This is a genomic window from Hymenobacter cheonanensis (assembly GCF_030581075.1).
Classification (GTDB): domain Bacteria; phylum Bacteroidota; class Bacteroidia; order Cytophagales; family Hymenobacteraceae; genus Hymenobacter.
In genome coordinates this window covers 841999-861413 of the sequence record NZ_JAUQSW010000001.1, presented here as the reverse complement: position 1 = coordinate 861413, position 19415 = coordinate 841999, and the positions used below count along the sequence as shown (strand labels likewise).

Annotated in this window: 15 protein-coding genes and 1 pseudogene; 10 read left to right on the top strand and 6 right to left on the bottom strand. The window is 61.8% G+C overall.

What is annotated here, in order from left to right; genetic code table 11:
• Positions 1-334: 334 nt before the first annotated feature.
• The 6 genes and pseudogenes from Q5H89_RS23225 to Q5H89_RS03660 all read left to right on the top strand — a co-directional run.
• A pseudogene (locus Q5H89_RS23225) lies at positions 335-559 on the top strand (BatA domain-containing protein); the annotation flags it as partial.
• A 297-nt stretch (positions 560-856) separates the two neighbouring features.
• Complete coding sequence (locus Q5H89_RS03680; protein WP_305017941.1) at positions 857-2386, top strand: hypothetical protein; 1530 nt, start codon at positions 857-859, stop codon at positions 2384-2386.
• Between the two features lie 57 nt (positions 2387-2443).
• Entirely contained in the window at positions 2444-3001 is a 558-nt protein-coding gene (locus Q5H89_RS03675; protein ID WP_305017940.1) for a DUF4199 family protein, read from the top strand.
• Between the two features lie 24 nt (positions 3002-3025).
• The gene (locus tag Q5H89_RS03670; RefSeq protein WP_305017939.1) at positions 3026-3550 is read left to right on the top strand and encodes a DUF4199 domain-containing protein; all 525 of its coding nucleotides are present in this window, start codon (positions 3026-3028) and stop codon (positions 3548-3550) included.
• Between the two features lie 19 nt (positions 3551-3569).
• Complete coding sequence (locus tag Q5H89_RS03665) at positions 3570-4520, top strand: glycosyltransferase family 2 protein (protein ID WP_305017938.1); 951 nt, start codon at positions 3570-3572, stop codon at positions 4518-4520.
• Positions 4517-5653, top strand: a complete 1137-nt coding sequence (locus Q5H89_RS03660) for a glycosyltransferase (protein WP_305017937.1) — start codon at positions 4517-4519, stop codon at positions 5651-5653. Before Q5H89_RS03665 ends, Q5H89_RS03660 begins: the two co-directional genes overlap by 4 nt.
• Positions 5654-5803: 150 nt before the next feature.
• Here the strand turns inward: Q5H89_RS03660 and Q5H89_RS03655 are convergent, their stop codons facing one another.
• Positions 5804-6568 (bottom strand): SDR family NAD(P)-dependent oxidoreductase, encoded by a 765-nt coding sequence (locus Q5H89_RS03655; RefSeq protein ID WP_305017936.1) that lies wholly within the window; start codon positions 6566-6568, stop codon positions 5804-5806.
• Positions 6569-6663: 95 nt separating this feature from the next.
• The gene (locus Q5H89_RS03650) at positions 6664-7788 is read right to left on the bottom strand and encodes a glycoside hydrolase family 88/105 protein (RefSeq protein ID WP_305017935.1); all 1125 of its coding nucleotides are present in this window, start codon (positions 7786-7788) and stop codon (positions 6664-6666) included.
• Between the two features lie 274 nt (positions 7789-8062).
• Here Q5H89_RS03650 and Q5H89_RS03645 point away from each other — a divergent pair, with 274 nt between their 5' ends.
• A complete protein-coding gene (locus Q5H89_RS03645) occupies positions 8063-9613 on the top strand; it encodes an alpha-N-arabinofuranosidase (RefSeq protein WP_305017934.1) in 1551 nt (516 codons plus the stop codon).
• A gap of 104 nt (positions 9614-9717) precedes the next feature.
• Here the strand turns inward: Q5H89_RS03645 and Q5H89_RS03640 are convergent, their stop codons facing one another.
• The 3 genes from Q5H89_RS03640 to purB form a co-directional block, all read right to left on the bottom strand.
• The gene (locus tag Q5H89_RS03640) at positions 9718-10842 is read right to left on the bottom strand and encodes a glycosyltransferase family 9 protein (RefSeq protein ID WP_305017933.1); all 1125 of its coding nucleotides are present in this window, start codon (positions 10840-10842) and stop codon (positions 9718-9720) included.
• 350 nt (positions 10843-11192) lie between these two features.
• A complete protein-coding gene (locus tag Q5H89_RS03635) occupies positions 11193-11861 on the bottom strand; it encodes a LuxR C-terminal-related transcriptional regulator (protein WP_305017932.1) in 669 nt (222 codons plus the stop codon).
• A 93-nt stretch (positions 11862-11954) separates the two neighbouring features.
• Positions 11955-13286, bottom strand: a complete 1332-nt coding sequence (gene purB, locus Q5H89_RS03630) for an adenylosuccinate lyase (RefSeq protein WP_305017931.1) — start codon at positions 13284-13286, stop codon at positions 11955-11957.
• Positions 13287-13454: 168 nt separating this feature from the next.
• On the opposite strand from purB, the gene Q5H89_RS03625 reads away from it, so the two are divergent.
• The 3 genes from Q5H89_RS03625 to Q5H89_RS03615 all read left to right on the top strand — a co-directional run bounded on the left by Q5H89_RS03625 (position 13455) and on the right by Q5H89_RS03615 (position 17329).
• Positions 13455-15617 carry a transglycosylase domain-containing protein gene (locus Q5H89_RS03625; protein ID WP_305017930.1) on the top strand — a complete coding sequence of 721 codons (2163 nt, stop codon included), beginning with the start codon at positions 13455-13457 and terminating at the stop codon, positions 15615-15617.
• A 69-nt stretch (positions 15618-15686) separates the two neighbouring features.
• The gene (locus Q5H89_RS03620; protein WP_305017929.1) at positions 15687-16259 is read left to right on the top strand and encodes a glutathione peroxidase; all 573 of its coding nucleotides are present in this window, start codon (positions 15687-15689) and stop codon (positions 16257-16259) included.
• Between the two features lie 152 nt (positions 16260-16411).
• Entirely contained in the window at positions 16412-17329 is a 918-nt protein-coding gene (locus Q5H89_RS03615) for a 1,4-dihydroxy-2-naphthoate polyprenyltransferase (RefSeq protein WP_305017928.1), read from the top strand.
• A 92-nt stretch (positions 17330-17421) separates the two neighbouring features.
• Here Q5H89_RS03615 and Q5H89_RS03610 read toward each other — a convergent pair whose 3' ends face one another.
• Entirely contained in the window at positions 17422-19407 is a 1986-nt protein-coding gene (locus tag Q5H89_RS03610) for a DNA polymerase III subunit gamma/tau (RefSeq protein ID WP_305017927.1), read from the bottom strand.
• Positions 19408-19415: the final 8 nt, after the last annotated feature.

Sequence of the window (19415 nt, the reverse complement as noted above, 5' to 3'; positions counted from 1 at the left end):
CCTATGGTACTGCCTTCACCGGTGGGAGAGTCGGTCGCCGCCAACTTTATATGCCGGGCCCCGGGGGGTCGCTTTCATCAGCGACCCCCCGGGGCTCTTGCTGTTTATCCGCACCCCCCCCGGCCGTAGCCCGCCTCCGGCGGCGGCCGGCTCTGGCCAGCGGCCGTGTCCATAAGGCGAGCGTGCGCGCAGTAGCACGTACTGAGTCAACCTAGGCGGCCGTATGCTGCGCATAGTATTTAGCGTATGGTAACAATTTAGTACAGCTAGTGAATAAAGAAGGTAGTTTTGTAGTTCTTACTTAACATTGATAGTTAAGTGAGTTTACACGATAATGCAGCTAGCGTATCCGGGGTTTCTGTGGGGATTATTGGCGATTGGGATTCCGATTGCCATTCACTTATTGCAATTACGCCGTCCACAGCGAGTTTTCTTTACGAACATTGGGTTTATCCGCGAGGTAGAGCTAACTACGATTCGGCAGCGGCAGCTGCAGGAATTGTTAGTGTTGTTGGCGCGGGTGCTTGCTATCGGGTTTTTGGTGCTGCTTTTTTGCCAGCCATTTTTTCCGGTTGCTAATTCAGTAGCAAAAGAGGCTTCCGGTGATGTTCACATCTTGGTGGATAATTCGGGGAGTATGCAGGCAGCAGGTCAGCTTCAGCCCCGGCTAGTGCAAGAGGCTGTAGATGGTGCAGCTGCTTTAGGTAAGAGCTATGATGCCGGAACACGTTTTAAGCTGCTAGGGCAGAGCAGTGGCAGCCTGACCCAAGCGGCCTATGAAGCGGCGCTCAGCGGGCAACAGGGCGGCCGCCAAACGAGCTGGGGGGCGGCAAGCGTGCGCGATGATTTGCAAAAAGTGCAGCCAGGAGTTACCTACCTGTTTAGTGATTTTCAAAAAAACGAAGCAGGCGCTGACTTTTGGCAGCACCTGCGCCGCACCGGCCAGGTTGTGTTAGTGCCCCAGGTAGCCAAGCCAGTGGGTAATGTGTACGTGGATAGCGTGTGGCTCAACGATGCGTTTGTGCGCGCGCACGCGACCTTGGGACTGCATATCAGGCTGCGGAACGGGGGGAGCGAGGCGGTAGCCGACTGCCCGGTGAAGGTGCTGCTAGGCAAGCAGCAGGTCGCAACGTTGCGCGTCACGATAGCTCCTGGCCAGCTGAGCGAAGTAACTACTCAGCTACAGTTGGCGGATGAAAAACTGACGCTAGGCCGGGTAATTACGGGCGATGCCCCCGTGGTATTTGACAACGCTTTTTATTTTACGCTGCAGCCAGCAGCCGTTATCCGGGTGCTGGAAATCGGCGAGGAGCCAGCGACGCAGCAGGCGTATGGACGGGAGCCGCTGTTTATGTATGAGTTTGCTAAGCCGCAAACCCTCAATTACAGTAAATTGCGGCAAGCTAACTTGGTGATAGTGCGCGAGGTAGCGCCGGTAGATGCGGGCCTGCGTGAGGCACTGGCAGGGGTGTTGCGGCGCGGGGGCAGCGTAGTAGTGGTGCCGCCGGCCAGCCCCCTGGCTCATGACTCGTATCACAAACTGTTTCAGGCGCTGGGTGTGCGCGGCGAACAGTGGAACGCGCCAGCAGTAGGCCTGCCAACGCGGCAGGAGGTAGCGATGCCCAGCGCTCGCGACCCATTCTTTAAAGACGTGTTTGGGGCGCAGCCGCGGCGGGTAATAATGCCTCAGGTAGCGCCAGTGTTGCAGCTAGGGCAGGGCACCACTATTTTGCGGCTGCGGGATGGCGACGGCTTTCTGACCGAATTTGGGAGTGGAGCGGGCCATACCTATGTATTTGCGGCGCCGTTTGCCAAGGAGTATTCTGATTTTACGGCCCATTCTTTATTCGTGCCAGTGCTGTACCGGCTGGCGATGCTTAGCTACCATACCGACCAGCAGCCAGCATACCGGCTGAACACCCCAGCAGTGGCGCTCACGGTACCAACGCTGGCTGGCCGCACGGCAGGTGATGAGGCGAGCTATCGCCTGGTGCAGGACAGTCTTGTTTATATCCCGACGCAGCGGCAGCATGGTAGCCAGCTGCAGCTTGATGTGCCAACGGCCATGACCACGCCGGGCTTCTATAAAGTAGTGAGCCAAGGTAAAGTGCTGACTACTCTTGCGTTTAACCCCAGCAAGCGTGAGTCGGAGCTAGCCGCGTATTCGGCGGCGGAGCTACGACAGCTCCTGGGCCCAACTCATCCAAACGTGCACGTGCTGGAAGGCGGCGCGCAGCCAGAGGCGCTTGCGCGCTACCGGGCCGGGCAAAGCAGCCAGCCGCTGTGGCGCTACTGCCTGCTAGTGGTGCTGGCGTGCTTGCTGGCCGAAGCCCTACTGCTGCGTTTTGGACGGCCGCGGGCGCTGGCTGGCGTGGTGCCGGCCTAGCGTGCGCACCCGATAGCCCATGCGACGAGCCGTATCTTGCCGGTCGATTCGTAGTTTATGCAACCACAAGATTTAAGGAACCAGGAAGAAATTGCCCCCGCTACCCCGGGACTTGTGGGGCAGCTAGCCCTGCGCTTCGGGGCGGGCGCCGGGCTACTGTGCGCGGCGTGGCTGCTTTTCTTGCTATGGTCGGGTAATAACCCCTTCAGCCCCAAGCAGATAATGGGCTTGCTGACGGTGCCCTTTATTGCGGCGGGTAGCCAGTGGCTCTTGCGCCGTAAGATGGCTCCGGTGCGACCAGGCGTGGGACGCACGCTGGCCGTGGGCGGCCTCACCGTACTGCTAGCGGCCCTGCTGGCGGCGCTGAGCGTGTGGGGCCTGGCGCACGCGGTAGGCGAGCCTACGCTGGCGCAGAACCGCCGCGAGCTGATAGAGATAACGCGGGTGCAGCAAAACCTGCGCCCCAAGGAAAAGCGCAACCCGCAATTTGAGCAGCAGGAGTTGGACCAGGCCGCCGCCCTTTCGGCAACCGATATGGCTAGGGGTACTTTTACCTGGACGGTACTGCTCGGCTTATTGCTGGCGTTGCCGAGTGGTATATTTTTGCGCAAGTAAGCGTTCACCTTTTCCTGCTGTCCTATGCAAACGACTACTCCTTCCGTGTCCACTACCGCTGTGGGTGGGCGCTACGGCTTGCTCACTGGCTTAGTGAGCATCATCATCTCGTTTGGTATTTACGCTTTGGAGCTAGAGCAGAACAGCGCTGTCCGCTTCCTCACAATGGCGGTGCTGGTAGGGGGTATTGCCCTGGCAATGCGAAACTTCAAGGACCAGAACGGGGGCTTTATGGGGTACGGCCAGGGACTGGGCGTGGGGGTAATGGTTTCGGCTGTTGTAGGACTGCTGAGCGGATGCTTTATCTACTTGTATACCACAGTAGTAGACCCTAGCGTAATAACGCGAATACTGGATAAAACGCGCGTTGACATGGAAGCAAAAGGAATGTCAGACGCGCAAATAGACCAAGCGATGGTTTGGACGACCAAGTTTACTACTGGTCCTTTCATGTTTGGGTTCACCCTGCTAATGACCCTCTTACTTGGCTTGCTTATCAGTTTGTTGGTGGCCGCCTTCGTTAAAAATCCCAAGCCCGAGTTTGAATAAGCCAGCTGCTAGTTTCCCGGTGGAACTTTCCATCGTAATTCCCCTGCTGAATGAGGCCGAGTCGCTGCCCGAGCTTGCGCGCTGGATTCAGCGTGTGCTCACGGCGCGGGGCCTCTCCTACGAGGTTATTCTGATTGACGACGGCTCGACCGACGACTCCTGGACGGTGATTGAAGCGCTAGCGGGCCAGGATATGGCGCTGCGCGGCATTCGCTTCAACCGCAACTATGGTAAGTCGGCGGCCCTCAATGTGGGCTTTGAGGCCGCCCGCGGCCGGGTAGTGTGCACCATGGACGCCGACCTGCAAGACTCGCCCGAGGAGCTGCCGGAGCTATACCGCATGATAACGGAAGACCACTACGACCTGGTAAGTGGTTGGAAACAAAAGCGTTACGACCCGCTGTCGAAAACAATTCCGACCAAGCTCTTCAACGGGGCTACGCGGGCCATCTCGGGCATTCAGCTGCACGATTTCAACTGCGGCCTCAAGGCCTACGACCAGCGCGTGGTGAAAGCCATTGAGGTCTACGGCGAAATGCACCGCTACATTCCGGTAATTGCCAAGTGGAGCGGCTTCCGCAAGATTGGCGAGAAGGTGGTGCAGCACCAGGAGCGTAAGTATGGCGTCACTAAGTTTGGGCTGGAGCGCTTTATCTACGGCTTTCTCGACCTGGCCAGCATCACGTTTGTGAGCCGGTTTCGGCGGCGGCCGATGCACTTTTTTGGCACGCTCGGCAGCTTGTCGTTCCTCATCGGCATGGTACTGACGGTGTGGCTAACGGGCGAAAAATGGTGGCTTTCGCTACACAACCTGAAGGCGCGCGGCGTAACGCAACAGCCACTGTTTTTCCTGTCGCTGGTAGCCGTCATTATTGGGGTGCAGCTGTTTCTGGCCGGCTTTCTGGCCGAGATGGTGCAGCTGAACGGGCCGCGCCGCAACGACTACCTCGTGCGCGAAACCCTGCGATGAAAATTGTTATCATCGGCCCGGCGTACCCGCTGCGCGGCGGGCTAGCTACCTACAACGAGCGGCTGGCGCGGGCTTTTCAAGCGGCTGGCGACGAGGTGCGGCTCGTTACGTTTTCGCTGCAATACCCTGATTTCTTGTTTCCTGGTCAAACCCAATTTAGTACGGAAGCTGGCCCGGCCGACCTGGCGATTGAGGTCAGTTTGAATTCGGTAAACCCATTGTCGTGGCTGGCGGTGGGGCGGCGGCTGCGGCGCGAACGGCCCGATTTGGTAGTCTTTCGGTTCTGGCTGCCGTTTATGGGGGCGGCGCTGGGCACGGTGGCGCGGCTGGTGCGCGGCAACGGCCACACCCGCGTGGTGGCCATCACCGACAACGTGATTCCGCACGAGAAACGGCCCGGCGATGGCCCGCTTACGCGCTATTTCCTGAGTGCCTGCGATGGCTTCGTTACCATGAGCCGCGCCGTGCTGGCCGATTTGCAGCGCCTGGGCTTCGGCCGCCAGCCGGCGCTTTACCGCCCGCACCCGCTCTACGACAACTTTGGCCCCGCCCTGCCCAAAGCCGAGGCCCTGGCGACCCTGGGCCTGGACCCAGCGTACCGGTACGTGCTCTTTTTTGGCTTTATTCGGGCATATAAAGGGCTGGATATCTTGCTTGAAGCCCTAGCCAACACCCGTGTAGCGGCCCTGCCGGTGAAGCTGCTCATTGCGGGCGAGTTTTACGAAGACGCCGCGCCCTACGAGGTACTTATCAAAAAATACGACCTGGAGAGCCGGCTGGTACGCGCTACTGATTTTATTCCGAATGAGCGCGTGGCCGCGTATTTCAGCGCCGCCGACCTGGTGGTTCAGCCCTACAAAAATGCCACCCAGAGCGGCGTGTCGCAGGTGGCTTACCACTTCGGGCGGCCCATGCTCGTAACCGACGTGGGTGGGCTGGCCGAGCTAATACCAGCCGGCGTAGTGGGCTACGTAGTGCCGCCCACGCCGGCCGCCATTGCCGAGGCGCTGGTCGATTTTTACATCCACGACCGCGAAGAAGCCCTGGCCGCTGGCGTGCGGCAGGAAGCCAAGAAGTTTTCGTGGCAGGTGATGGTGGCCGCACTCAAAGAGGTGGCAGGGCTAGCCGGGTGAAAAGGCCGTGAGTACGCACCTGCTTGCTAAGTTACTAAAACGCTGGTCATGCTGAACGCAGTGAAGCAGCTTGCTTGAATCGCTAGGGTAGTCTCCGAGCGGTGTGAGCAAGCTGCTTCACTACGTTCAGCAGGATGGTCAGCGGGGAGGCTAGCGGCCCATCCAGCCGCCATCGACGGTGAGGATGGTGCCGTGTACGTAGGCACCGGCCGGCGAGGCCAGAAACACCACGGGGCCTTTAAAATCGGCGGGCTCGCCCCAGCGGCCGGCCGGGATGCGGCCCAGGATGCTGGCCGAGCGGTCGGCATCCTGGCGCAGGGCCTCGGTATTGTCGGTGGCGATATAGCCGGGCGCAATGCCGTTGACATTGACGCCCCGGCCGGCCCATTCGTTGGCCAGGGCTTTCACCAATGAGCCGATGGCGCCCTTGCTGGCCGCGTAGCCCGGCACGTTGATGCCGCCTTGAAACGTAAGCAGCGAGGCCGTAAAGATAATTTTGCCGCGGCCGCGGGTTAGCATTTGCCCGCCCACGGCGCGGGCCAGCCGGAAGGGAGCGTCGAGGTTAATGGCCAGCACGTCGTCCCAGTCCTGGTCGGCGTGCTCGGCGGCCGGGGCCCGGCGAATGGTGCCCGCGTTGTTAACCAAAATATCAATGCGCGGGAAGTCGGCCAGCACTTTTTTAGTAAAGGCGTCGGCGCTGGTGCGGTCGCTGAAATCGGCTTGATAGGCGTGAAACTGGCGGCCTAGCGCCCGCACCTGGCGGCCGGTGTCGCCGCCATCGGCCGGCATGGTGGCCGATACGCCGATTACGTCGGCTCCGGCTTCGGCCAGGCCCAGGGCCATGCCCTGGCCAATGCCCCGGTTGGAGCCCGTGACGAGGGCGAGCTGACCCGTTAAATCAAATAAGGCGGACATGTAATAAGCAAAAAGAGAAGAATGGGCCGGCAAGGTAAAAGCCCGGCCCGGACAATCGGCGGGCTAGCCCCACCCGGCAGCGGCGTGCGAAAGACTTACCGCTTGAGCTTCAGTACTTCGGAACCGGCTAGCAGGTAGGCACCGGTGCCGTATACTTCCCAGCTATCGGCCGAGAAATCGTGGCGCGGGTCGGCGCCAATGGGTTGTACCCAGCCCACGCGGCCGTCGGCCGATACGCAGTGGTTGAGCGCCACCCAGGCTTTCTGGACTGCTGGCAAGTACGTATCGCGCGGCAGCAACCCCTGGTTGATTCCCCAGGCCAGGGCGTAGCAGTCGAAGCCCGAGCCTGAGGCCTCGCCGCCGGGGTAGGCGCCGGGGTCGAGCAGGCTGGAGCGCCACAGGCCATCGGGCTGCTGCAACTGCACGAGCCGGGCGCTCATTTCCTGAAATAAGCTGACGTAGAACGGCCGGCTAGGGTGCGTGGTGGGCAGCTCTTGCAGCACCTGCGCGAGGCCGCCCATCACCCAGCCATTGCCGCGGCTCCAGAATACGCGCTGGCCATTGCTTTCCTTTTTGCCCTCACCCTGGGCATTCCAGAGGTAAGAGGCATCGCGCGCAAAGAGGTGCTCCTGGTGGTTGAACAGGTGCCGGTAGGTTTGCTGATACAGCGTGTCGCTCAGCGCCAGGTACTGCGGCTGCCGGGCAATTACGGCCAGCTTCACCAGCACCGGCGGGCCCATAAACAGGGCATCGCACCACCACCACGTGAGGCCGTGGCCGGCTAGCTCGGGGCCGGGCGTGGTGCGCAGCTTTTCGGCCGCCGCCAGGGTGGGCTCCAGCATGCGGCGGTCTTTTTTGAGCCGGTACAGGTTAAGGTAGGTCTGGCAGATGGCCAGGTCATCGGCGTGGTCGAAGCGGCGGCCGGGCTGCCAGTGCGTGCGCTCGCCCAGGGCGAGCAGCGAATCGAGCAAAAGCCGGGAGTGCGTGGCTTGATACGCCGCAAACACGCCCGAGTAAAACGCCGCGTTGGTCCAGTCGGTGGCGCCGTGGCGCGGGTGGGCCAGCTGCCATTGGGCAGCTTTAAGCAGCTGGCCCTTAATGCGCTTGGGCTTGAAATAAGCGGCATCGGCTGGCGCTACTTGCGCCCGGGCGGTAGGAATACAGGCCGCGGCCAGCAGCAGGCTGCCAAGCAGCCAGGTAGGGCGAAAGAAGCGAAACATGCCAGGGAAAAGGGTGGGAAAGATGGCTGCCCCAGACCCGTGCCGCCAGGCCCAGGTTGGAAATACAACTGCAATACTAGCACGACCAGCCGGCTTGGCTAGGGTATGCGCCGCCGCGCTAGGGCCCCTGGCCGCGCTACCGTTGGGCCAAAACAGCGGGGCGCCCGGCGTAAAAAAAGAATGGGCTAGCGGATTCTTTCGGCCCCAGGCGCGAACTTGCCGGCTCAACACAATCGATAATGTTGGCCAAGTGCCACCTTTACCTCCCCACCCAATGACTGTTTTTCGCTCCTTAGCTACGGCGCTGGCCGTGGCGGCCCCACTGCTAGGCCTCGGCCAAACGGTGCAGCTCACCGTGCAGCCTGGCAATCCTAAGCTGCTCATTAGCAAGCATATTCAGGGGCAGTTTGCCGAGCACCTGGGGCGCTGCATCTACGGTGGCTTTTGGGTAGACCCTAGCCTGCCCGTGGCCAAGCAAGGGCGCATCCGGCTCGACATTGTGGAGGCGCTCAAGAAAATCCACGTGCCCAACCTACGCTGGCCCGGCGGCTGCTTTGCCGATACCTACCACTGGCACGATGGCGTGGGCCCCGCCGCCCAGCGCCCCAAAATGCTGAACCTATGGTGGGGCAATACGCTGGAAGACAATAGCTTCGGCACGCACGAGTTTCTGGAACTGTGCGGCCTGCTGGGCACCGAGCCCTACCTGGCGGCCAACGTGGGCAGCGGCACGGTGCAGGAAATGAGCAACTGGATGGAGTACCTCAACTCGAACGAGGACACGCCGATGGTGCAGGAGCGCAAAAAGAATGGCCACCCCGAGCCGTACAAAGTGAGCTGGTGGGGCATCGGCAACGAAAGCTGGGGCTGCGGCGGCAACATGACGGCCGACTACTACACCAACGTGTACAAGCGCTACGCCACCTTCGCCCACGACTACCCCGGCACCCAGCTCAAGCGCATCGTGAGCGGCGCCAATGGCGACGACGCCAACTGGACCGAGACGTGCATGAAAAACATCGGCCCCGACAAAATGTGGGGCCTCACGCTGCACCAGTACACGCTGCCCACCGGCAGCTGGAGCGGCAGCAAAGGCAAAGCTACAGGCTTTGGCGAGGACCAATACTTCAGCACGGTGCGCAACTGCCTGAAAATGGACGCGATAGTGGCCAAGCACGCGGCCATTATGGACAAGTATGACAAGGACAAAAAGGTGGCGCTGCTCGTGGATGAGTGGGGCGTGTGGACCGACGTGGAGCCCGGCACCAACCCCGGCTTCCTGTATCAGCAAAACACGCTGCGCGATGCCCTGGTGGCCGGCACCACGCTCAACATCTTCAATAATCACTGCGACCGGGTGAAGGGCGCCAACCTGGCCCAGGCTATTAACGTGCTGCAAGCCTTGGTGTTGACGGATAAGGAGAAGATGCTGCTCACGCCGACCTACCACGTATTTGACCTCTACCAGGTGCACCAGGATGCCGAGTACCTGCCCGTGCAGTTTGCTAGCCCCGACTATACGTTTGGGGGCGAGAAAATCCCGGCGTTGAATGCCTCCGCCTCGCGCGACAAGAATGGCGCGGTACACATCTCGCTCGTCAACCTCGACCCCAAGCAAGCCCTGACTATTGAAACTGCCTTGCCCGGCGTGAGCTGGAAAACTGTGAGCGGCCGCATCCTGACCTCGGCCAGTGTAAGCGATTACAACACCTTCGACAAGCCTAATACCCTTAAGCTAGCTGCCTTTAGCGGGGCCAAAAAGCGCGGCGATAAGCTGGCCGTGGCCCTGCCGCCCAAGTCGGTGGTGGTGCTGGAGCTGAAATAAGCGCCTTGGCAAAGAGAGGAGGGACGGAGATTGCACAAACGTTTGCGCAATCTCCGTCCCTCCCCTTTTTAATAAGTAAAGGTTTCCATGAGCCGCCGCGAGCACTACAAGAGCGTGCCGCCCCCTAGCGGTACGCTCTCGGCCACGGCCGCAAATACCTTTTCGGCCGGCAGGTCTTCCATGCAGCTGGTGCCCAGGCGGCAGGTGCCCCGGTAAAAGCATACGCACTGCTTGTCGGGCCCCACAAGCTGGCCCCGGCCGTAGAGGTCAAATTCGTGGGGGTTAAAGATGTTGTTCATCAGGATGGTAGGCTTGCGCAGCGCAATGCTAATGTGCATGCCCATCGTCACCTGCGTCACGATGCCCTGCATCTGGTTCATCAGGTTGATGAACTGGGGCAGGGGGAAGGTGCCCAGGTAGGTGGCGCCGGTGGCAGCCTGCAGCTCCAGGTTGCGCGGGTGCTCGGCCTCGCCGCCCAGCAGCACGGGCGCGTAGCCGGCGGCTTGCAGCTGCTGTATCAGGGCTATCCACTTTTCGGTGCTCCAGAGGCGGGTGGTCCAGCGGTCGCCGCAGCCAGTGTTGAGACCAATACGCGGGCCGGCGCTGGGGGCGGGCAGGGCCGACCAGTTGTAGCCCTTGTCGTCGTGGGTGTCGAACACGTATTCTTCACCCCGAAAGTCGAAGCCGCAAAGCTCAAAAATCTCCTGCACGTAGGGCTTGGTATTGCCCAAGCTCAGCTGGTCGAACACGCCGGTGAGGTACTTGTGGTCGGCCAGCTCGTTGATGGGCCAGGGCACGCCGTCGTAGGGCCGCAGGGTGTAGCCCAGCTTGCTAGGGGCCTGCACGTTGAGCAGCAGCGCACAGGCTTCTTTCTCCTTGTCGAGGTTAATGGCGATGTCGAACTGCCGGGCTTGCAGCTGCAAGGCGCTGGCGTAGTCAAATTTCAGAATCTCCTCAATCTGGCCCTGCGGCAGAATGGCCGGCGTGAGCGTGAGCCACGTGATGTAGCAGCCCGGGTACTCCTGGCGCAGCCGGCGCAGCAGCGGCGTGGTGCGAATAACATCGCCAATGGCCCCGAGCTTGATGAGCAGAATGCGCTTGGTAACGGGCTCATACACTGGGCAGTCGCCGCACATATAGCCGTGCTCTTTGTTGGGGCGGCAGGGCAGGTCGCCGCGGTAAAAGCGGCAGTCGGGGCAAACGGGGATATCGTGGAGCAGCTGAGACACTAGGCAATCGAAAAGGGCAAGCGACAAAAATAGCCGGCCCCGGCCATAAGTCGGGTGCTCTTGCCGCCGGCGGCCGCCCGTCCGGCGCCGGCAAGTAAGCAGGCAGCCCGGGCGCTTGCCCCGGCTGCCTGCCCGCCCGGCAACGAGCGTCTTCATAGCTCAGAAAGCCCCTAGCAGTGCGGAAGGAGAGTAATAGGTTGGTGTTGGTAAAGGTGCCAGCCAGCCACCGCCGGTGAAATACCCAGAATCAGGTATTTTGCCAGTGCGCCGAAAAAAGCAATAGTGCCGGGCGCCGCCCGGGCCGCTGGGTCAGGCTATGAGCAAAGCTGAGCGGCTGGCCGGCAACTAAATCAGATAAGGTCGAAGGCGCGGGCGTATTGCCCTAGCTCAAACGCCGACTCGGCCTGGAGCTTGCGGCGCAGGTTGCGGCGGTGGGTTTCGGCCGTTTGGGGCGAGATGAACAGGCGCTCGGCAATCTCGGGCGCCGATTCGCCTAGCACCACGCCGCGCAGCACCTCGCGCTCGCGGGCCGTGAGGGTGGCAAAGCGCCCGTAGTGGGCCCGCAAAAACGTGTTTTCGTCGAGCAGCCGCTGCACCTTGTGGCTGATGTGGCTGGCCGGGTCGATGGCCTGCGCCAGGGTGAGCAGCAGCAGCGGCTGCCCCTCCACCGTGCGCCCGATGAGGCGCGAGGCACTCAAGTACCACTCAAAAGAGCGCCCCGGCCCGGTGCGCACCTGCTGAAAAAACGACACGGTATGAGCTAAGTCATTCAGCTCCAGTAGCTGAAATAGCTTGGGCACGTACTCGTGGGCTTCCTGCGGATTGAAAAAATACTCCAGGTAGGCCGGCCCCATCGCGTGCAGCTCGCCTTGGGTAACTTGCAGCAGGGCTAGCCCGCGCGCTGACATGTACTCGACCCGGTTCAAAACACAATTGTGCACGATAACGACGCCTGGGTAAAGGTCGGCGGAGGCAGCAATTTCCCGGACTTTCTGCGCTATAAGGTAGTCGTTGGTCATAAGCAGGGCGCCAGGCACTGTTTCACAAGCCATTAGTGCCTTGGCGCCCGCTAAATAGTGAAGAAAACGTGAATACTTTACCCGCTAGGCTACCTAGCGCCCCACGTAGCCGCCGGGCGTGAGCGCCCGCAGCTCAGCTTTCACGCTTTCGGGCACCGCCAGCTCGTTCACGAAGCGGGTCAGCGTGGCGGCCGAAATGGCTTCGCCGGTGCGCGTGAGCTGCTTGAGGGCGTTGTAGGGGTCGGGGTAGTTTTCGCGGCGCAGAATGGTCTGGATGGGCTCGGCCAGCACGGCCCAGTTCTGGTCGAGGTCGCGGGCCAGGGCGCTTTCATCGAGCGCCAGCTTGCCCAGGCCCCGGCTGATGGCCCCCAGCGCAATCAGGATGTGCCCGAGCGGCACGCCCAGGTTGCGTAGCACCGTCGAGTCGGTGAGGTCGCGCTGCAGGCGCGAAATGGGCAGCTTGGCCGCGAAGTGTTCGAGCAGCGCGTTGGCCACGCCCAGGTTGCCCTCGGCATTCTCAAAATCGATGGGGTTCACCTTGTGCGGCATCGCCGACGAGCCGACTTCCCCAGCTTTGAGCGTCTGCTTGAAATAGCCGAGTGAAATGTACTGCCACACGTCGCGGCACAGGTCCAGCAAAATGGTATTGAGCCGCTTCCAGCCATCGCAAAAGGCCGCCAGGTTGTCGTAGGGCTCGATTTGGGTGGTGGGGAAGGTGCGGGCCAGCCCCAGCGTGTCATTCACAAACTGGTCGGCAAAGCCGTGCCACTCAATGGCGGGGTAAGCCACAAAGTGCGCGTTGAAGCCGCCCGTGGCCCCGCCAAACTTGGCGGCGTAGGGCACCTGCTGCAGCAGGGCCAACTGCCCGGCCAGCCGCGCCAGAAATACCTCCAGCTCCTTGCCCAGGCGGGTGGGCGAGGCCGGCTGGCCGTGGGTGCGGGCCAGCATGGGCACGGTGGCCCAACTGGCAGCCAGGGTGGCTAGCTGCTGCTGCAAAGCCGTGAAGCGCGGCAACAGCACATCGGCCATGGCCTCCTTTAGGCTGAGCGGGATGGCCGTGTTGTTGACATCCTGCGAGGTCAGGCCAAAGTGAATAAACTCCAGGTACTCACTCAGGCCGAGCTTTTTAAACTCGTCGCGCAGGTAGTATTCCACGGCTTTTACGTCGTGGTTGGTTACGGCTTCGTGGGCTTTGATAGCCTGGGCCTCGGCCTCGCCAAACTGCTCGTAGAGGCCGCGCAGTGCCGGAAATACTGAGGCTGGCGCCCCTGCCAACTGCGGTAGCGGCACCTGGCAGAGGGCAATAAAATACTCGACCTCTACCCGCACCCGGTAGCGCATCAGCGCCAATTCGGAGAAATACGGACCTAGCGGGGCAGTTTGGCGCTGGTAGCGGCCGTCGAGGGGCGAAAGGGCAGAAAGCATAAGCGGAGCGCGGAACAGGTTTGCGCCCGCAAAACTAGCGGGCAGCCGGCCGGCGTTAGGCCGCCGCTACCCGGGCAACCCCGAATCAACCCTAGCCAGGCGCTAAAAACCGGGGTCAGGAAGCCAAAAGCCGGAACCAGAACCGGCTGGCCGGGTAACTTTGCGGGTATGCGCGTATCCGCCCTTGCTAAAAAACGAATTTCCTACGTCCTGGGCGGCCTGCTGGCGGCGCTGCTGCTGGCCCTCATTATCTTTCTGTGGAAGCGCCAGCAGCTGCTCAACTACGCGCTGGTGCAGGTAAAGGCCAAGGTCGAAGCCAAATATCCGGTGGTGCTTACGCTAGGCCGGGCGCGCTTCACGGGCCTCAAAACCGTGGAGATAGCCGGCCTGAGCCTCGTGCCCACCGCCGGGGCCGGCCCGGCCGCCGCCGGCGATACCCTGCTCACGGCCCGCCGCCTGCAAGCCGGCCTGAGCTTGCGCTCGTTGTTTGCCGGCCGGCCGGTGTTCAGCGAAGTGCAGATTGACCAGGCCCGCCTCACGGCCCGCAAGGATGCGCGCGGCGGCAATAATTTTTCCTTTTTACTAAAGAAAAAAACGCCCGCCCCGGTGGCGCGCGACACCGTGCACGGCCGCAACTACGGCCTGCTGCTGAACCAGGTGCTCGATGCGGGCTTCGACAATGTGCCGGGCGCCGCCGATTTCCGGCAGTTTGTGGTGAGCTACGCCAGCCCCCACCACCGCGTGCAGCTCACTATGCCGAGCCTCAGCATCGACGATGGCGAGGTGCAGGGCCGCCTCACGGCCAGCGTCGATTCGGTGGTGAACGAGCTAGGGGTGAGCGGCACCATCGAGCCCGGCGACGATGCCCTCAACCTGCGCCTGTTTGGCGTAGGTGCTTCGGTGCAAGTGCCTTACGTGGCGCGCAAGTTTGGCGCGCTCGTCTCGTTCGATACCATTCGGGTGCAGCTGACGGGCAAGGACTTTGTGGCCGATGACCAGACGGGCGGCAAGCTCACGGTGCGCGGCTCGGTGGCGGCCCGCAATTTCAGCTTCTTCCACAAGCGCCTCTCGTCCGAAGATATTGTGGTGCACCGCGGCCAGCTCGATTTCGTGGCCACGCTGGGCCGCGGCACGGTATCGCTCGACCCCGGCACGCGCGCCGTGCTCAACCAGCTCGTGTTTCACCCCGAAATCGCGGTGCGCCTCAAGCCCAAGCTGGCCGTAAACCTCAAGGTCGACTCGGACCCCACATCCACCAACGCCTTTTTCAACTCGCTGCCCGAAGGCATGTTCGACGTGGTGGCCGGCACGGCCGGCACCGGCACGCTGGCCTACCACCTAAAGGCCGATGTAGATTTGGCTAGGGTAGACAGCCTGCACCTAAGCTCGTCATTGCAGCCTAGCAAGGATTTCAGCATTACGCATTTCGGCGCCGAAGACCTGAGTATGCTGGAGCGGGAGTTTCCCTTTACGGCCTACAACGACAAGGGCGATTCGCTGCGCACGTTTATGGTGGGCCCCAGCAACCCCGATTTCACGCCCTTCAACGAGGTGTCGCCCTTCATGCCGGCCGTTATCCAAACTACCGAAGACCCGCAGTTCTTTCGGCACCACGGCTTTATGGAGAAGGCTTTCGTAAATGCCGCCATCGAGGACATTAAGGAGAAGCGCTTCGCCCGCGGCGGCAGCACGCTGAGCATGCAGCTGGTTAAAAACGTGTTTTTGAGCCGCGAAAAAACCGTAGGCCGCAAGGCCGAGGAAATGCTGATGGTGTGGCTGATTGAAAACTGGCTCGTGGCCCGCACCCACACCCTCACCAAGCAGCGCATGTTCGAGATTTACCTCAACATTGTGGAATGGGGCCCCACCGCCTACCGCTGGCCCAGCGGCAAGCGCGGTGTGTACGGCATCCACGAGGCGGCCCTGTTTTACTACGCCAAGCGGCCTAGCGAACTCAACCTGGGCGAGTGCATTTACCTGGCCAGCATTATTCCCAAGCCCAAGTACTACCGCGAGTCGTTCAACGTGTATGGCGAGTTGCGCGGGCCCACGCGCTGGTTTTTCCGCTTTATCGCCAACATCATGCAGGATAAGGGCCTGATAACGCCCGGCCAGCGCGATAACCTCAACTATTCAGTGAGCCTGAAGGGGCCGGCCAGCAAGTACATCGTGCGGGCGGTGCGCGACACGGTGCGCGCCGTGCAGCCCGGCGATACCGCCGAGCTAGCCCCCCTCAACCTGGTAGATTTGCTTAATACCGGCGCCGCGCCCGCCCCGGCGCCCGCCACGGGCAATACCCCCCCGGCCCCGGCGCCCGGCACGCGGCCCTAGCGGCGGCAAAACCTCCGGCCCGGTTATTGGTTATCAGCAGCTTTCACGCCTTTCCTACCCTCCTTTTTTATGAAATTTCCCGTTCTCGCTTTGGCCGCCGCGTCGCTCGGCCTGGCCTTCACCACCCACCGCCCCGCGCCCATGCACCCCACCGAAACTGCTGCCACCCCCGGCACGGTGTACGACTACACCGTGAAGACCATCGACGGCAAAGACGTGAAGCTGAGCAAGTACAAGGGTAAGAAAATCCTCATCGTGAACACCGCCTCCAAGTGCGGCTTCACCCCGCAGTACAAGGAGCTGGAGGAGCTATCGAAAAAGTATGCCGGCAAGGTGACCGTGCTGGGTTTCCCCAGCAACAGCTTCAACCAGGAGCTGGCTTCTAACGAGGAAGTTGCCTCGTTTTGCGAGAAGAACTACGGCGTGACGTTTCCGCTGTTCTCGACCGTGGCCGTGAAGGGCGACGATGCCACGCCGCTCTATAAGTTCTTGGCCGACAAGGAGAAGAACGGCGCAGTAGGGGAGGCGCCGACCTGGAATTTCTGCAAGTACCTCGTCGATGAGAAAGGCCACGTGGTAGCCTTCTACCCATCCAAGGTGAAGCCTAGCGACCCCGAGCTGGTGGCGGCCATCACGAAGTAGCATTTCGTTCTTAGCACACAAACCGTCATGCTGAGCTTGCCGGAGCATCTTGCCTGTACCGCTAGGGTTGCATCCTGGCGTTTCCTGCCAAGATGCTTCGGCAAGCTCAGCATGACGCGTTTTTTGTGAACTGTTCACTGATAACTGAACTCATGTCTCCCTGGATTTCCGCGTTTCGCCCGCGCACGCTGCCGCTGGCCCTGGCTAGCATTCTCACGGGCGGCTTTTTGGCCAAGGCTACCGGGCACTTCAATGGCCCGGTGGTGGCGCTGGCGGCGCTCACCACCATCCTGCTCCAGGTTTTGAGCAACCTGGCCAACGATTACGGCGACTCGCAAAACGGCGCCGACAGCGTGCACCGCCAGGGCCCGCTGCGCGCCGTGCAAAGCGGCGCCATCACCCCCGCCCAGATGAAGCGCGCCATGTGGGGCTTTAGCGCGGCGGCTTTGCTGAGCGGCATTGCCCTGCTGCTGCTGGCGCTGGGGCTGGCGGGCGCGTGGGTGCTGCTGGCGTTTTTTGGGCTGGGGCTGGCCGCCATTTGGGCGGCCGTGAACTACACGGCGGGCAGCAACCCCTACGGCTACGCGGGGCTGGGCGATGTGTCGGTATTCCTTTTTTTTGGCATTGTGGGCGTGTGCGGCACTTACTTTCTGCAGGCCTATTCGCACGAGCATGCCCTAGCCCAGGCCCTGCCCCCGGCGGTGCTACTGCCCGCCGCCGCGCTGGGCTGCTTTGCCACGGCCGTGCTGAATGTCAACAACATCCGCGATATTGTATCGGACAAGCTGGCTGGCAAAATCACGGTGCCGGTGCGGCTGGGGCCGCAGCACGCGCGCCGCTACCACTGGCTGCTGCTGCTGCTGGGCGTGGGCTGCGCGGTGCTCTACGTGGCGCTCACCTACCACTCGGCCTGGCAGTGGCTGTTTGTGCTGAGCCTACCGCTTTTTCTCTTCAATGGCCGGCAGGTATGGAGCCGCCAGGAGTCGATGCAACTCGACCCGCTACTCAAGCAAATGGCCCTGAGCACGCTCGTATTTACGCTGCTTTTTGGGCTGGGGCAGGTTATTTAAGAAAAAGCACACAGTTCTCGACCACCCGCCTGACGCGCTGCGTAAGTGCGCCAGGCGGGTGGTCGAGGACTGTTTCATATCAGGCAAGCGGGCTAAAAGTCAGCATCTAACCCTAGTCGCTGCTTCATTTCCTGCAGGGCAGGGTACTTTTCGGCCAGGTAGGCAAACTTGTCGTTGGAGGTATACAGCTTGCGGCCAGTGGGCGCGGCCGTAGCTACCTCGGTTTGGACCGTAAGGCCCGGGTGGCCGGTGCGCCGCCGCAGCTCGGCCATAAACTCGGCCCGAAAATCGTTGAACTGCACCACCTGCACCGGGTTGTCCACGGTGAGAGTGATAACGTGGTCGGCGCCGGCCACTACTGGTCGGTTCAGCACCATAAACTCGCTCATTTTCTCCTGGGCGCGGCGCTCTTCGGCCAGCTGCTGCCACACGCTTTGGAGAAGCTCGGGCGCAATGGGTGCCAGCGGGCCGGTGGGCGTGGGCGGTGCAAGCTCCGCAGTTGGCGCGGCAGGCCGGGCTACGGGCTCGGTGGGCGTGCCCACGTCGCGCAGGCCCGGCAGGCGGCTGCCCAGGCTCGGCAATTTGGGTATGGCCAGCGGCGGCGCGGCAGCCGAGGGCGCCGCAATGGTGCCGGGCCGCACGTCGGTAGGGCGCTGGGTAGGCTCGAGGCCCTGCATGCTGGGCCGGCCGGTTTCGACGTGCGGCAGCGTATCGCGCACCTGGTGGCGCGGCGTCACGGGCTCGCTGGGCTCGGGCTCGATGCTGGGCGTAGCGTGCAGCTCCCGCACGCCGTTCTCGACGGGCAGCGGCTCGGGGCCGTCGGCGGGGGCGTTGGTTTGGGGCGCCTCGTAGGCAGGAGTAGGCGCGGGCGGGGGGCTGGCGGGCGCCGGCCGCGAGCCGGCGGCAGGCGCGGCGGCTAGGGGACTAGTTTTTTTTTTAGCCTCGCCGTTAGAGCCAGGGGTCAGGTCGCGCACAAACTGCACGGCGCCATTAAGATACGCCAGCTTCATGAGCGTAAGCTCGACGTGCAGGCGCTGGTTTTTGGCTTGCTTAAACTCGCGGTCGCACTGGCTTACCAGGTTCAGGGCCGAAAGCAGGAAAGGTAGCGGCGCGGCCTGCGCCTGGCGCACGTACTGCTGCCGAATATTGTCCGACACCTCCAGCAGCTGCACCGTTACGGGGTCTTTGCACACCAGCAAGCCCCGCAGGTGCTCGGCGGTGCCCACCACAAAATTGTGAAGGTCAAAGCCTTGCTGCATCACCGAGTCGAGCAGCAGCAGCGCGCCCGACAGGTTCTCGCGCAGTAGTGCATCTACCAGCCGGAAGTAGTAGTCATAGTCGAGGATGTGCAGGTTTTGCACCACCTCCTTATAAGTCAGGTTGTTGCCGGCAAAGGTCACCTGCTGGTCAAACATCGACAAAGCATCGCGCAGGCCGCCGTCGGCTTTCTGGGCTAGCAGGTGCAGCGCGTCGTCGTCGGCCGTTACGCCTTCGCTCGTGGCCACGTAGCGCAGGTGCTCCCGAATGTCATCGACCCGGATGCGGTTGAAGTCAAAAATCTGGCAGCGCGACAGGATGGTGGGGATAATCTTGTGGCGCTCGGTAGTAGCCAGGATGAAAATGGCGTAGCTCGGGGGCTCTTCCAGCGTCTTCAAAAAGGCATTGAAGGCCGCATTCGAGAGCATGTGCACCTCGTCAATAATATAAATCTTGTAGCGTCCCTGTTGCGGCGCGTAGCGCACCTGCTCTACCAGCGAGCGAATGTCTTCTACCGAGTTGTTGGAAGCTGCATCCAGCTCATGCACGTTGAAGGAAGCGTTTTCCTGAAACGCCACGCACGAGCTGCACACGCCGCAGGCCTCGGCCTCGGGCGTGAGGTTGGTGCAGTTGATAGTCTTGGCCAGAATGCGGGCGCAGGTGGTTTTGCCCACCCCGCGCGGCCCGCAGAAGAGAAAGGCCTGCGCCAGGTGCTGGCTCTGAATGGCATTTTGCAGGGTGGTAGTGACGTGCTGCTGCCCCACCACGCTACGGAATGTGGCCGGACGATACTTGCGGGCCGAAACAACAAAATTTTCCATACGCGATA

Coding starts and splice junctions, on each gene's coding strand:
- Q5H89_RS03655 (WP_305017936.1), bottom strand. CDS start 6,568: ATGTCCGCCTTATTTGATTTAACGGGTCAGCTCGCCCTCGTCACGGGC.
- Q5H89_RS03625 (WP_305017930.1), top strand. CDS start 13,455: ATGCGCGTATCCGCCCTTGCTAAAAAACGAATTTCCTACGTCCTGGGC.
- Q5H89_RS03660 (WP_305017937.1), top strand. CDS start 4,517: ATGAAAATTGTTATCATCGGCCCGGCGTACCCGCTGCGCGGCGGGCTA.
- Q5H89_RS03635 (WP_305017932.1), bottom strand. CDS start 11,861: ATGACCAACGACTACCTTATAGCGCAGAAAGTCCGGGAAATTGCTGCC.
- Q5H89_RS03620 (WP_305017929.1), top strand. CDS start 15,687: ATGAAATTTCCCGTTCTCGCTTTGGCCGCCGCGTCGCTCGGCCTGGCC.
- Q5H89_RS03610 (WP_305017927.1), bottom strand. CDS start 19,407: ATGGAAAATTTTGTTGTTTCGGCCCGCAAGTATCGTCCGGCCACATTC.
- Q5H89_RS03670 (WP_305017939.1), top strand. CDS start 3,026: ATGCAAACGACTACTCCTTCCGTGTCCACTACCGCTGTGGGTGGGCGC.
- Q5H89_RS03650 (WP_305017935.1), bottom strand. CDS start 7,788: ATGTTTCGCTTCTTTCGCCCTACCTGGCTGCTTGGCAGCCTGCTGCTG.
- purB (WP_305017931.1), bottom strand. CDS start 13,286: ATGCTTTCTGCCCTTTCGCCCCTCGACGGCCGCTACCAGCGCCAAACT.
- Q5H89_RS03645 (WP_305017934.1), top strand. CDS start 8,063: ATGACTGTTTTTCGCTCCTTAGCTACGGCGCTGGCCGTGGCGGCCCCA.
- Q5H89_RS03615 (WP_305017928.1), top strand. CDS start 16,412: ATGTCTCCCTGGATTTCCGCGTTTCGCCCGCGCACGCTGCCGCTGGCC.
- Q5H89_RS03675 (WP_305017940.1), top strand. CDS start 2,444: ATGCAACCACAAGATTTAAGGAACCAGGAAGAAATTGCCCCCGCTACC.